General features: G+C 45.5%; 10 protein-coding genes. 8 read left to right on the top strand and 2 right to left on the bottom strand.

Annotated features, from left to right (window positions below):
- Positions 1-89: 89 nt before the first annotated feature.
- Both VN105_RS20805 and VN105_RS20800 read right to left on the bottom strand, forming a co-directional pair.
- A complete protein-coding gene (locus tag VN105_RS20805) occupies positions 90-1,346 on the bottom strand; it encodes a PepSY-associated TM helix domain-containing protein (protein ID WP_325643797.1) in 1,257 nt (418 codons plus the stop codon).
- Positions 1,347-1,435: 89 nt separating this feature from the next.
- The gene (locus VN105_RS20800) at positions 1,436-1,912 is read right to left on the bottom strand and encodes a hypothetical protein (protein WP_325643795.1); all 477 of its coding nucleotides are present in this window, start codon (positions 1,910-1,912) and stop codon (positions 1,436-1,438) included.
- 271 nt (positions 1,913-2,183) lie between these two features.
- On the opposite strand from VN105_RS20800, the gene VN105_RS20795 reads away from it, so the two are divergent.
- The 8 genes from VN105_RS20795 to VN105_RS20760 all read left to right on the top strand — a co-directional run.
- Entirely contained in the window at positions 2,184-2,762 is a 579-nt protein-coding gene (locus tag VN105_RS20795) for an RNA polymerase sigma factor (RefSeq protein WP_325643793.1), read from the top strand.
- Positions 2,763-2,861: 99 nt separating this feature from the next.
- Positions 2,862-3,824 carry a FecR family protein gene (locus VN105_RS20790; RefSeq protein ID WP_325643791.1) on the top strand — a complete coding sequence of 321 codons (963 nt, stop codon included), beginning with the start codon at positions 2,862-2,864 and terminating at the stop codon, positions 3,822-3,824.
- Positions 3,825-3,993: 169 nt separating this feature from the next.
- Positions 3,994-7,431, top strand: coding sequence for a TonB-dependent receptor (locus VN105_RS20785; protein WP_325643789.1), 3,438 nt, complete (start codon positions 3,994-3,996; stop codon positions 7,429-7,431).
- Positions 7,432-7,458: 27 nt separating this feature from the next.
- Positions 7,459-8,247, top strand: coding sequence for a hypothetical protein (locus VN105_RS20780; RefSeq protein WP_325643788.1), 789 nt, complete (start codon positions 7,459-7,461; stop codon positions 8,245-8,247).
- A gap of 11 nt (positions 8,248-8,258) precedes the next feature.
- Positions 8,259-9,050, top strand: a complete 792-nt coding sequence (locus tag VN105_RS20775) for a hypothetical protein (protein WP_325643786.1) — start codon at positions 8,259-8,261, stop codon at positions 9,048-9,050.
- Between the two features lie 217 nt (positions 9,051-9,267).
- On the top strand, positions 9,268-9,864 hold the full coding sequence (locus VN105_RS20770) for an RNA polymerase sigma-70 factor (protein WP_325643784.1): 597 nt from the start codon (positions 9,268-9,270) through the stop codon (positions 9,862-9,864).
- A 61-nt stretch (positions 9,865-9,925) separates the two neighbouring features.
- On the top strand, positions 9,926-11,104 hold the full coding sequence (locus tag VN105_RS20765) for a FecR family protein (RefSeq protein WP_325643782.1): 1,179 nt from the start codon (positions 9,926-9,928) through the stop codon (positions 11,102-11,104).
- A gap of 259 nt (positions 11,105-11,363) precedes the next feature.
- A partial coding sequence (locus VN105_RS20760; RefSeq protein ID WP_325643780.1) for a SusC/RagA family TonB-linked outer membrane protein occupies positions 11,364-13,715 on the top strand: 2,352 nt, incomplete at its 3' end.

Raw genomic sequence — 13,715 nt, 5'->3', positions numbered from 1 at the left:
GGGATGAAGCCCCGTTTGTTTTGCCCTCATGAAAAACGGGTATTACCTGTTTATAATTGCTTATCCGGTGATGGTTGGAACAGGCGCTGTTATTTCTTTTTTCTCTTTCCCCACCAGATATAAAACCCGGTAACGGGTAATGACGCGGTAACCAGCGCTGCCAGGAAGATCACCATCCGCAGGGGAAGCCCCCCGATGGCGCCTGTGTGTATATCATAGTTCAACCTGTTGGCCTTGTCGCCGCCATCTGCATCTGCATATTTCCCGCGCACTCCGGCAGGTAACATCACAGCGGTATATGGATCAAACACCAGGTAATCCGCGTTGAAACTGCGCTTTTGCTCAGGAAAATAACGAACGGTAAGGTTTCCCTTTCCTTTTTCCCCGGAAGGGAAAAGGAATTGTGTTCTTCCAATACCAATATTATAGCGCTCCCTGACCTGTGCATCAATCCGGTCGAGCGGATCGCCGTCGAAGGCATGTTGTTGCCGGGGAGGTTTTACCGTGGCTACTTTTTCTTTTGCGGGATATTTCTTTCCACCGCTAAACACCCAGTACTCTGCATTACGCACTGCATCGAATCCCCAAACCAAACCGGTGAACACCACGAAGATCATCACCCAGCTGGCATAAAATCCTAATACGTTATGCAGGTCGTAGTTCAGCCGCTTGGGAGATGCGTTCAGTTTAATCGAAAAGCCCTGCTTCCTGGCCGATTTGTTCCACTTTTTGGGCCACCATAAAACGATACCGGAAATTATGATCAGACCGAAAACCAGGGCTGCATATATAACAATATAATGGCCTACCGGATCCGGTAACCAGAGATGCATATGGCCATTTAGTACCTGGCGGAAAAAATCCCGGTCCATATCCTTTACCTTCAGCACTTTCCCGTTATATGGATTTATATATACCATATAATAGTACCCTTCCTTTTTCTTATTAAAGCTGACGCCTGCGGAACGCTCTGCCCCTGAAAAAGTGATCCTGCTCACCGTTTTTCCCGGCAGCTGATTTTCGGCAATGGACCTGATCTTTGAAACGGGCAGCATAGGGCCGGCAGCTTTTTCCACAAACTGGTAAGGCTGGAAGGCATCGGTCAGCTCCGGCTGAAAAGCATAGATGGCGCCGGTTAGCGCCACAATAATGATGACTATCCCGGAAATAAGGCCCAACCAGAGATGTAACACTCCTGCCAGTTTCCGGAAAAAAGACTGCTTTTTGCCATTATTTTTCTTCTTTTTGCTTTTTTCCGGATACGAGGGGTGTTTCCGGTCTGCCGTATCCGGCTCCTTGCCTGTTTGCTTTATATGGATAGGAGCTTCTTTGTCGGCTACGCGCATTTTGCTGGAAATTCAGGCTGCAATTTGCTGTTTTCTGGTATAAAAAGCTTTCGAAAACGGGAAAAAGATTTACGAGATCCGGAAAATATTTATTCCGTTACCGTAAAACTCACCTCATTCACTTTATTAAGTCCGCTCATCCCACCGGCCTGGTAAACCGCTTTATATTGAGCAGGAGCGCTCACGTTATAACCTTTAAGCAGGTCGATTGCCACGGATACGCTGTCGTGGGCCGGCACTTTAATATAAGCAGCAGGAGGGGGCGGCATGATCCTTTTGGCCATAATACCCCTGTATTGTACTTCCGGGCTGTTATTGCTGCGGATATCCAGGAAGGAGGACATAAATCCTTCGAAGGGCGTATGCCATTTACAAAATTGCATTTCTTTGCCGGAATTGTTATACACCGTAAATTTCAGCATAACAGGCTCCCCGGCTTTTACCGTGGCAGGTACGCTCATTATTGTTACCAGCCCCTGGTTACCGGCTTGCGTTTTTTGTGTGTTTTTACAGGAGATAAAAGAAAAGCCGACACAGGCGGTCAGCATCATCAACAGGTTTCGCATATATAAGGCTTTGTTTGCAGGCAGCAAATTAACTGAAATTTAGCGGAATCATGAGCAGGGACTTTGCATTCGCCCTCCGGAACCGGGACCTTACATCCCTTTGATTTTCCTTTTCCGTAGATTAATACTAAGATAACATTCGGCCCGGCAGGCGGCACCACAGCCTAATCCGGGCCACAGCAGGGTTAAAAACGGTGGTCATCTCCCATTCAGAAATTTATTATTTGCAGGAAAGCCATATAATTTTGCAGTTATTGTACTTCTGCACTCAATGGTATTGAACGAACTTACCGATTTAGATCTGTGGCTCCAGGTAAAGCAAGACAATGGTGTTGCTTTTAAAACACTTTTCGACAGGTACTGGGAAAGGCTGTATGTGTATGCTTTTAACCGGTTAAAGTCAACAGCCGATGCGCAGGATGTGGTGCAGGAAGTAATGATCAGCGTATGGTCGCGACGGGCTTCCCTGGATATCGAAACCACCCTGACCGCCTATTTGCATACCGCCGTTCAATATGAAGTACTGAACCATTTTTCCCGGGCCGCTAAAATTACCGGCAGGAGCCTGGAATACGGGAAAAACATCTTACCCGAATTAACCAGCTATATAACACCTTTGCATTTAAAAGAGCTGGAGGCATTAGCGGAAAATGAAATAACCAGGTTACCCGAAAAAATGCAACAGGTGTACCGGTTACGCCAGGAACAGCATCTCTCTGTAAAAGAAATCTCCGGTTTATTGAATATCTCTGAACAAACCGTTCGTAATCAACTTAATTCAAGTTATCAGAAACTAAAAAAGCATTTAAAAGAAGCAATTCTTGTTGCCATATTTCTACACGGTAATTAAACCCACCCATTTTTGATAATAATTTGGTAACACTACCCCGATAGTTAAAATCCTTGTTTTTGAGGCATATAGTCAGGAACCTAAAAAATTCCGGGTTATATGAATATAGAAGCAATCAGGGAAATGGTTGACAGGTACCTTCAGGGTACGGCAACCGACCAGGAAAAAAAGGTGATCGAAAAATGGCTGCAGGCGCGGCCTGAAGATGACCGGCCATTAAAGGAACAGGATAAGCAGGCGATCCGTACTGCGCTTTGGCAATCATTTATACATCATACAAACTGGCAACCTTCCGCAACAACCAGGGAAGCTGTCAGATCATATTCCCTGTTTAACTATCGTTCATGGATAGGGTATGCTGCCGCTGTGATAGTGGTTGCTTCCTGTACCATCTGGTTAAATACCACCTTATTAAGAAAGCAACCAACTCCTGTACAAACCATTGTTGCATTGAAGGGCGCCCATAAAACAGTGCAGTTGCCCGACAGCAGTATTGCCCATCTCTTCCCCGGCGCCACGCTGGCTATTCCCGACGATTTCAACACCAAAGAACGGGCTGTTATACTCTCAGGAAAAATCTTTTTTGAAGTAAAGTCTGACCCTTCACGGCCATTCTATGTACAGTCGGGTAAACTACGGACCCGGGTGCTGGGGACTTCCTTTGAAGTAACTGCACGGGACAGCCTCCATGCAGCTGTTATTGTACGCACGGGCAAAGTGGGTGTACAATACGATGGCCGGCAACTGGCCGATCTTGTTCCGGGGAAACGGTTACGGTATGATGTACAGCAACAGCACTTTGTAGTTGACGAAGTAAATGCCGCCATGCTTTGCGAATGGTGGAACAATGGAATGGTTTTTAACCAGTCGCCTTTTGAAGAGGTAGTACAATCTATTTCCGACTGGTATAATGTGCCTGTAACCATTACAGGTACAAAATGGAAACAGGAAAGAGTAACTATCCGGATCAAAAACCGGTCGTTCAGCGAAGCGCTTTCCCTGCTGTCAGCAACGCTCGGATTTCAGTATAAAAAGGAAAACAACGGGGTTATTATTTATTAACACATCTAAATGCCTATACGCGTATGATCAGAATGAAAGATTAAAGAGATAAAAAAACCGGTCTGCGTTTTCAGACCGGAATTACGCTACGCTGGTATCTCACCCCCGGCGCAGCATTGTTAAACGCACAGTTCCAATAAGAAGTCTGTAACATTTAATTAATAAAGTTATGCAAAAAACGATACTCAGTATCACCTGTTTTTTATTCAGTACGATATTCCTTGCCCTGGCACCTGCTTCGGCCCAGGTAATATCAAAATCTATCCAACTTCCCAAAAAAGATATAAAAGGGAAAGAGGTGCTTGCTTTAATAGAAAAAATTGAACCTGTCCAGTTTACCTATGGAAAAGAGGTTGGCGAACAATTGGAAAAGATCCTGCATTTCAACCATTCAAATCCTTCCATTAAGGAAGTGCTGGAAATATTGCGTAAAACTTCCGGCATTTCCTATAGTATCAGTGATGGCGCTATTATACTTAAACCTTCCGCTGCGCCTGTCAATTCCACCGGTGAACCCGCTGCAGCAACAGGAAACAGCCGCGTTTCCGGAAAAATCATTGACGACGAAACGGGAGAGCCATTACCGGATGTAACCATCCGTATAGGCAGCCTGGGTACCATCAGCAAAGCTGATGGCTCCTTCAGCATTCCCCTGGCAAAAGGGAAATACCAGGCGCAGATCAGCTCCATCGGGTATTCTACTAAACTTGTAACAGAGATCGAAGTAAAAGATGGACAGGCATTTCAGCTGAATGTGACAATGAAGCGCCAGAAAGGTACTTTAAGCGGCGTTGTGATCACCTCTTCCGCAAGCAAAGAATCCACGGCATCGCTATACACGCGTCAAAAGAATGAAGCGGGCATTATAAACGGGATCAGCAGGGAACAGATATCAGCACTGCCGGATAAAAATGTAGGTGAAACATTGAAGCGTATTTCAGGTGTCAGTACTGTTGATAACCGCCGCGTTGTAGTACGTGGTATAGCTGAGCGTTACAATGTAGCCATGATGGATGGCGCTATTCTACCCAGTACAGATGTGCAGGTGCGCGATTTCGAATTTGACATTATTCCCAGCAACCTGATAGATAATGTGATCGTATCCAAAACCGCCACTCCCGATATGAGTTTCGGTTTTGGCGGGGGCCTCGTACAGGTGAATACATTTGCCATCCCCAACGAAAATTTTACTACTGTAAGCGCCGGCACAAAATATATTTCCGGCAGCACCGGTAAAGATTTCCTGGGTTATGCCCGTGGAAAAAACGACTACCTGGGGTTTGATGACGGCAGCAGGAATCACTTTCCCAAAGACCTGATGGTTTTTACCAACGCAAATTATCAGCTAACAGATCCTGACGCCACACCATCGCCGGGTATAACGCCCATCACCCCGGCTATGATAGCCGGGCAAAATAAAAGAATAGGCGGCTTTGAACGCCTTGGCACAAGAACTTACAAAGCCGCCCCCGGACAAAACTACCAGTTCAGCCTGGGACGCAATTACAACATCAAAAACAGCCGCTTTGGCTTTGTAGGTTCCCTTAGTTACCGCAATGAGCAATCTATCGACGATATCCCGCATTTTGAAAGAGGGAACTGGGAAAAGATCGGCAATACCAGGTACGATGCCGTAACGGGTGAAGAACTGCAACGAACCTTTTCCAACCAATATAATTTTGTTACCTCCTGGGGAGCATTGCTTAATGTGGGCTGGAGTTCAAAAAATCACAAAATCACTTTACGCAATTTCTATTCCCGTGTTTTTAATAACCAGTTTTCCCGGATTGTAGGCTGGGGAAATGAAATTGGGGGCGAGCTTCCTGAAATCCGTGAATACGACCGTCCGAAGTTTATTGATATGCTGCAAAACCGTATCAATGGCGAGCATACTTTTGGCGCCTTTAAGTTTGAATGGAATGTGGCCCGCAACAGTCTTACCAATAATGAGCTGGATGCTACAGAAGCCTGGCTGTATCCCTATAAATCCCTCAATGGAATAGTATACAACGTAGCGCCCACTGCACTCACCAATCCCGGCTATGGAACATTTAACAGGGCACAATACTATTACCGGGAAACCAATAAAATAGCAGAAGGTGCACTGAGTTACCAAACGAAGCTGTTAGGGCAAAAACAAATTGTAAAAGCGGGGTACCAGTTTATGGAACGTCATGGCCTGTACGACTGGATCATTCTGCCAATCGGCAACGTGCAAACGGGTGGTGTTTATCCTTATGTACCAGTGCAGCAATGGGGACAGTTCCTGGACTTTAACGATCCGCTGAAAGACCTGCTCTACTATCCTGCGGCTTTTTCCAGGAACGGGTATGAGGGCAAAAACAATAACCAGGCACTGTACGCAATGCTCGACAACCGTTTTACAAAATGGCTTCGGCTGGTATGGGGCGTCAGAGCGGAATACTATAAATACGAGAAATTAAAAAACAGTGCCAACGATCTGGGTATTGATAAGCTGATAGAACAAGGTGAAAAAAAGAAATATGTAGATCCGGAAACAGGAAAACTGGTAACCGCCACTGCAGACCCGGAAACAGAGGAAAAAACCTGGCGCTACCTGCCTTCTGCCAGTCTTACCGCCACTCCATTCGAAAACTTCAATATCCGTGCAGCTTATTCAAAATCAGTAGTGCGTCCGGCATTGATTGAAAATTCCCTGATGATACGTTACGATCCCGCTGTTGCCGGCTACCGCCGCAATGAAGGGGTATTGTCAACCGTTATAGATCACTACGATTTTCGCCTGGAATGGTATCCTAAAGCCGGTGAAGTAATCTCCTTCGGCTATTTCTACAAATACTTCGACAAACCGGTAGAACTTTATCGCAACTGGACGGATGCCAGCATGCGTGTATATCTTACCACCAGTAACTCCGAATGGGCGAAAGTACATGGCTGGGAAGCGGATCTGCGGAAAAGCCTGGGGTTCATTTACCCTGGCTGGAAGTTCCTTGATAAATTATACTTCAGCGGCAATCTTACCTTCCAGCACTCTACCGTACAGGCAGCCGAGTACACGGAAAAATCAATGAGTAATGACATCTACGGCAACACCTACTCCTACCGCACCAAAAAACTATTGAAAGAAAAACGCCCGCTGTATGGCCAGGTACCTGTATTATACAACCTCGGTTTACAATATACCGGCAATCGTTTAGGCGCCAACGTTGCCTATAACCATATGGGTTATAAAACCTTTGCAACCGGTATGGAACCAAACATTGTGGAATATGAACGCCCGCGCAACCAGCTGGATGCACAGATCAGTTATTCATTCCTGAAGAATAAAAAGCTGAATGTCAGATTCAATATGAGTAACCTCACAAACAGCCCGTACCGCTTCTACCTCAATAGTGGCGATACATATAAGCTCCAGGATAAATGGCAGGGCCTGGGAGGATCTTATATCACCGCCACCGAATGGTCCGATATCTATGAATGGAAATACGGATTCTCACAGAAATACGAAGAAGGCTATTTAGAAACCACTGCCGACGGAAAAACGAAAACCAGGATAGGCGATAAAGAAACGTTTGTAAGGAAAGTAGGCGCCTCTTTTAGTTTAACTGCAGCCTATACATTCTGATCTCTCTTGTGCTATAAAAACAAAAAAATGAAAACAATCCATATATTTTTTGCTGTATTAACAGGCACTTTTCTGACAATACTGCTGGCCTGTAATAAAAAAGAGCAGGATTTTCTTTATGAAGACAACATGCTGGCCGTAAATGTGAAAGGCTACAATGGAAGCGACGAAACATTGTCCGTAAAACTGGATACCTTCCAGGTTACAGCAGCATCTCCCGGGAAGTTCGACGCCACCAAAGGATGTGTGATCCCTGTTAATAAGCCTGCATTACAGCTAAGCGTTACAGAAATAGGGACCGGCAAAACGGTCATGACTAAAACGTTGAAAAAGGAAGATAGTCCTGCCACCATCGAGTTCTTTTATTTCAACGGGCAGGTAAGCAAAATGCCGGAAATACCGGCCTTCGAAGATGGTAAGATCAAAATATCATACATGTTTACCCCCACCGTTACCAAATATGCAGAGCCTGTAGACATTGTTTTGGGTAAATACTATTTCACCCCGAAAGTATTTGAAGAGATCACCCGGATAAAAAATGTAAAGCCTAATGAATTTTCACCGCCTGTAAGCATTCCAACTTTTTCTACTACCGGCCAGGTGTATAACGGACAGCCTACGGCCGTATTATTCCTGGTTTATATTTATAAGGCAGGCACCAACGAATTTTATACAGCCGGCTCGGAGTACACCTGGCATGCCACTTCCACAACTGCGCCCAAGCCTGCTGCGTCAACCGCATCTTCCAAAATATATATATTCGAAGAAGCACCTGTGGGTAACAGCATGAGATTCTCTAAAAAACTAGAACTGTAAACACAAACGAAATGAGGAAATTCATCAATTATAAAAAAGCAGCGCAATTACTGTTGTTGCTGTCAGTGGTTTTTATAGCCTGCAATAAAGAAGATCAGCATATCCGGAAAGCCATGCACGTAGTAGTTAATGGCTACAACGGATCTGAAAATGCGCTTCAGATAACAATAGATACCACGGTGTATGCCGGTGATAAAGTGCTTAAGCCAACAGAAAAGTTTGAATTTAATGTTGCCTATGCCTACCTGGAAAAACAACAACAGAAAACAGTGGTAATAACTGATACGGTTACCAAACAGGTTATTTTCAGTAAGCCTTTACCGCCCAACGGTACCAAGGCGGCCATCAATTTCCTGTATATTAATGGCAAAGTGACGGAAATACAGCCGCCTGCAGCAGATACAGCTACCAATAAACTGGGCTTCTATATTCATTATACAGGCAGCGAAACACCGTTAGACATATTCCTTTACAGGCTGGATAACAGCAACGGTATGGAATACAGAACTTATTTAGCCAAAAATGTAAAACCCGGTAGCTGGATATATGTAGATTACCTGGCGGGAGCAGATTTCAATACCAAAACCAATGTAGACGATGCCGCCAGCCTTTGCTTTACCAAGGCAGGTACCACGGATCAGTGGGCGTTTGAAGACAATGAATTTAAAAGCAGGACAGGTGTTTCGGGTATGCAGTTGCCCCTTGCAGGGGAAAAAGGATTGGTGCAGCAGTATCTGATAACCCCGGGGGGATATATGTTGGATTACGCGAGGATGTATTTTCACCCGGACAGGGTTAGATAACAGAAAATAGTGAGCGGGGTTAAAAACCTCCTGTAATGCCTCAGAAAGCATAATGCTTTTTGGGGCATTGTTATAAAATACAGGTCCGCTTCTCCATGCCGGAACTGTTCACACGGCAGTGTACAGCAATTGGCCTGGTAAGGCAACCCCTAAAAATGAGCTTTTTAATTCATTAAGATTTTAATTAAGTTTACGTAGTAGAGCTAATGACAACAATTTGAACAGCAATTTTTTCAATACAGAGGAATCGTTCCGGAAAATGTTTACGCAGGGTGATGAGCAGGCATTCCGGATGGTTTTTGATGCACAGCTTAATCCGCTTTGTTATTTTGCGGAAAAACTGACCGGGCAGCGGGAAGATGCAGAAGACATTGTTAGCCAGGCATTTTACAAGTTGTGGAAGCGGCATAAAGATTTCAGCTCTATGGCAGGTATCCGTTCTTTTCTGTATACAACCGTCCGAAATCAATGTCTCGATTATCTCAAACACCGGTCCGTAGTGAGTTCCGCCCGGCAACAACTATCAAATACCTATTCAGATGCTGGTATGGAAACCAGTATGTACCAGGCTGAACTATTACAATTGATCTACCTTGAAATGCGGGAGTTACCTGAAAAACACAGGCAGATCCTGGAATGGAGCTTCCTGGAAGAATCTTCTACCGCAGAAATTGCCGAACGGCTCCTGATGACGGAAACACATGTAAGGGTGGAAAAATCCCGGGCACTGGTTAAACTCAGGTCTGCCCTACGCCGCAAGCAATTATGGGAGCAGGCGCTGGTATTTTTTGCCTGGTGGCAGGTCATCCGGTAAGTTTTTTAAAGTTTTTTTCAGAAAATCTGTCGCACTTTGCCAATGAAGTCGTTTTATATGTATGCACGCCGATCTGTCGTTTAACAAAGAGTTATTAGCTGTTTTATATAAAAGGTGGGAAAAACAACCATTATCCCCTGCTGAGCAATTGTTGCTGAACAACTGGCTGGCGGTTTCGCCCGATAACAGGGAAACGTTACAGACCATTGAATCGGGCGACTGGGCATTGACTGGCCTCAAGGGGTGGAAAAGGGAAAATGCAGAAGCCATCTGGAATAAGTCAAGAACCGGCATCCCGGTTGCTCCGTCCCGCCCCGTTTTTCATGTACGCAAATGGTTTTGGGCTGCCGCCGCTGCTCTACTCCTGCTGTCGCTGGGCATCTACAGGTGGACGGCAACACAGAAAAAGGAACTGGCTGCGGGGAATAAATCCGCACCGGCAATGATAACACCCGGTAAAAACGGGGCTATACTCACACTTGCCGACGGCAAACAGGTAGTGCTGGATAGCCTTGGCAACGGCGTTATTGCCGATCAGAACGGCTCAAAAGCCGCACTGAAAAACGGGCAGCTAACCTACCACCCCACCGGGAATGCTTCCGGTGGTATTGTTTATAATATAATGAGCACGCCAAAAGGCCGCCAGTTTAATATGGTGCTTCCTGATGGTACAGGGGTATGGTTAAATGCAGCGAGTTCCATCCGGTATCCCACGGTATTTACCGGCAGGGAACGGAACGTTACCATCACCGGGGAAGCCTATTTTGAGGTAGCAGCTAATGCCGGTATGCCTTTCCGGGTGAATGTTAATAACCTGGCTGAAATAGAAGTATTGGGTACTCATTTTAATATAAATGCCTACGATAACGAGAAAACGCTGAATACCACTTTGCTGGAAGGATCTGTAAAAATCCGCGCCAAAGGCAGAAATGTTTTATTAAAGCCCGGACAACAGGCACAGGTAGCTGCAGATATTAAAGTAATAGATGATGCAGACATCAATAAAACGATCGCCTGGAAAAACGGGCTGTTTAATTTTAACGACGCTACACTGGAAGAAGTTATGAAGCAACTGGAACGATGGTATGATATTGATGTGGTATACGAGAAGGGCATTCCCGACATTCATTTTGGCGGGGGTATGAGCAAAAACATCCCACTGAGCGATCTGTTAATGATATTGGAAAAATCAAAAGTACACTTTCATATAGAAGGCAGGAAACTTACCGTACTCCCTTAAAGAGAACAAACTTGTCACCATCCTGTGAACAAACAGCTGTCCCTGTTATAATTGTTACTATTCAACCACCAATCTTATTATAAAACAACATCATGCCGCGTACACCGGCAATAAACAAAGTATGTAGAAAAATATATTAAAGTCAACCATATGAATTAAAAAACCGGAAGTGTTGGAACCACTCCCGGTTAGCAATCCAGTTGGGCTAAAAAAGGTCTTGTCAACCACTTTTATTTAACAACCAAATCAATAGCAATTTATGCAAAAAACTGCTAATTTTTTCGGCTGCCGCATTGCCGTGTCTTCTGACCTGCCAGTCCGGTGGCCAGCCTTTAACGCTACACAATTAATGATGCGATGGGCCCACAGCATCCACCACCACCGCAGCATTTACAAACAACTGATGATCGCGATGAAACTAACCGTTTTATTGTTAACAGCTGCATTTCTGCAGGTTCAGGCCACAGGCCTGGCACAGTCGGTTACTTTGTCTGCCAGAAACATGCCGTTACAGAAGATCTTCACGGCCATTCAGCAGCAAACCGGTTATGTTGCCTTCTATAACAAGGAAATGCTTGCCCGCACCACACCTGTTTCTTTGAACGTGCAGGATATGGCGCTGAACGACGCGCTGGAGGTGATCCTTAAGGATCAGCCGGTGGACTATTTCATTAAGGATAAAACCATTATCCTCTCGGAAAAAAAATCACCGGATAATACATTATCAGGCATCACATATGCCGGAATGAATGCTTTGCCTGCAGTGCAGGCCCAGCCCATTTCCGGTATTATCCTGAACGCAGAGGGACAGGCGCTGGTGGGCGCTTCTGTAAAAATTAAAGGAACTGCTGTCGGTACCGTTACAGACGATGCCGGTAAATTCAGTCTCCCTGCAGAACCCGGGCAAACCCTTCTTATTTCCTATGTTGGTTATACCAGCCAGGAAATAAAGGCAGGCACACACCGGCAACTCACCATCACCCTTCAACACAGCAATAATGCGCTCGATGAAGCAGTAGTAGTGGGATATGGTACCACTAAAAGAAAAGATCTGACAGGCGCTGTATCCTCCGTTAACATGGCAGAAGTAAAAGATGTTCCATTTGCCACCATAGACCAGGCACTAACCGGTAAAGCAGCCGGCGTGCAGGTGGTACAGGCAGATGGCTCCCCCGGCGGCGTTGCCAAGATCAGGATCCGCGGCGGTACCTCCCTGTTGGGAGGAAACGATCCGCTATATATCATTGACGGTGTACAAATGCAGATTCAAAACAGGTACCTGCAAAGCGCCGCAGAAATTGTAAGCCCGGTGGAAAGCTTCGGCAGCATGGGTGGCGGCGATGATCCTGCCAATACGATATCAGGTTCTTTCTCACGCGGATTGAATAGCCTGGGCGGATTAAATATCAATGATATTGAAAGTATAGATATCCTGAAAGATGCTTCTGCTACTGCCATCTATGGGTCAAGAGCGGCCAATGGCGTAGTGATCATTACCACTAAAAAGGGAAAACGGAACCAGAAACCTTTTGTAGAAGCAAATTATTATACAGGTTTCAGTAAGCCTATTAAAGAAAAATTGCTGAACAGGGATCAGTATATTATGATCATGAAAGAAGCTGCCAAAAACTTAAATGATATAAGGGCTTCTTTAACCCCGGCACTTCCTCCTGATCCCGTTGCCACCGGTATTTTAACAGATCCGGACTACATGGGCACCGGTAACACCGACTGGCTGAAGCTGGTGTTGCGTAACGGCATTACCCACAACGCAGATCTTTCGGTGAGAGGTGGTGGTACAGGTTCGCGTTATTATGCTTCCCTGTCGTATAACAAAAATGAAGGCGTAGTACGTGGAACCGATTACACCAGGCTCGCCGGTAAGATCAACCTGGATAATGAGATCAATAGCCGCCTCAGGATCACTACCAATCTGGATTATGGCTTTTCTACCAACAACATTACCAACGGCGCTTACACACAGGCACTTTTTGCACCACCTACCATGAAGCCTTATAATGAAGATGGCAGCGTACATGTTTTTGATCCGCTGGAAAATGGTTCAGGAGGCTTTGAAGGCTTTCAAAGCCCGCTCTCATTGTTGAAAGGCATTAACAAATCAAATACGTTTTCGCTGATCGGCTCCCAGTCTGCCGAATATGATATCCTCAAAGACCTGAAATTCAGGTCTGCCGTTTCCGTAAATTTCAATAACTACCAACAAACCAACTATGTGCCCAGCACTGTTCAGGTAAGCGACAAAGCCGGCGGAGGCTGGCCCGGAAGTTCCAATAACGGGATGGCCACGCAAGCCCAGTCACAAACCACAGACGCCTTCTTTGAAAATACCCTGACCTGGGATAAACAGTTTAATGAAAATAACCGTATCAATATCCTGGGAGGAACCTCCTGGCAGATCAGCAAAAGCAGCGCCTTTTCCGCCAGTGGGCAGGGTTTCCCGGATGATGTGTATTTAAATAATATTTCATCCGCGGCTTTAACACTGCCAGCTACCGGCGTTTCCGGGCAAAATTCGCTGCTCAGCTTTTACATGAGGGCCAACTATGCCTGGTTTGAAAAATACCTGTTCACCTTTACCGGGCGTTCTGAT

The organism is Chitinophaga sp. (genome assembly GCF_035564935.1).
Lineage (GTDB): Bacteria > Bacteroidota > Bacteroidia > Chitinophagales > Chitinophagaceae > Chitinophaga.
The sequence above is the reverse complement of the archived record's forward strand: the minus strand, read 5'-3'. Positions and strand labels throughout refer to the sequence as shown.

Bases quoted from the DNA above. Each gene is read 5' to 3' on its own strand.
- VN105_RS20805 (WP_325643797.1), bottom strand. From the start codon at position 1,346: ATGCGCGTAGCCGACAAAGAAGCTCCTATCCATATAAAGCAAACAGGC.
- VN105_RS20800 (WP_325643795.1), bottom strand. From the start codon at position 1,912: ATGCGAAACCTGTTGATGATGCTGACCGCCTGTGTCGGCTTTTCTTTT.
- VN105_RS20795 (WP_325643793.1), top strand. From the start codon at position 2,184: ATGGTATTGAACGAACTTACCGATTTAGATCTGTGGCTCCAGGTAAAG.
- VN105_RS20790 (WP_325643791.1), top strand. From the start codon at position 2,862: ATGAATATAGAAGCAATCAGGGAAATGGTTGACAGGTACCTTCAGGGT.
- VN105_RS20785 (WP_325643789.1), top strand. From the start codon at position 3,994: ATGCAAAAAACGATACTCAGTATCACCTGTTTTTTATTCAGTACGATA.
- VN105_RS20780 (WP_325643788.1), top strand. From the start codon at position 7,459: ATGAAAACAATCCATATATTTTTTGCTGTATTAACAGGCACTTTTCTG.
- VN105_RS20775 (WP_325643786.1), top strand. From the start codon at position 8,259: ATGAGGAAATTCATCAATTATAAAAAAGCAGCGCAATTACTGTTGTTG.
- VN105_RS20765 (WP_325643782.1), top strand. From the start codon at position 9,926: ATGCACGCCGATCTGTCGTTTAACAAAGAGTTATTAGCTGTTTTATAT.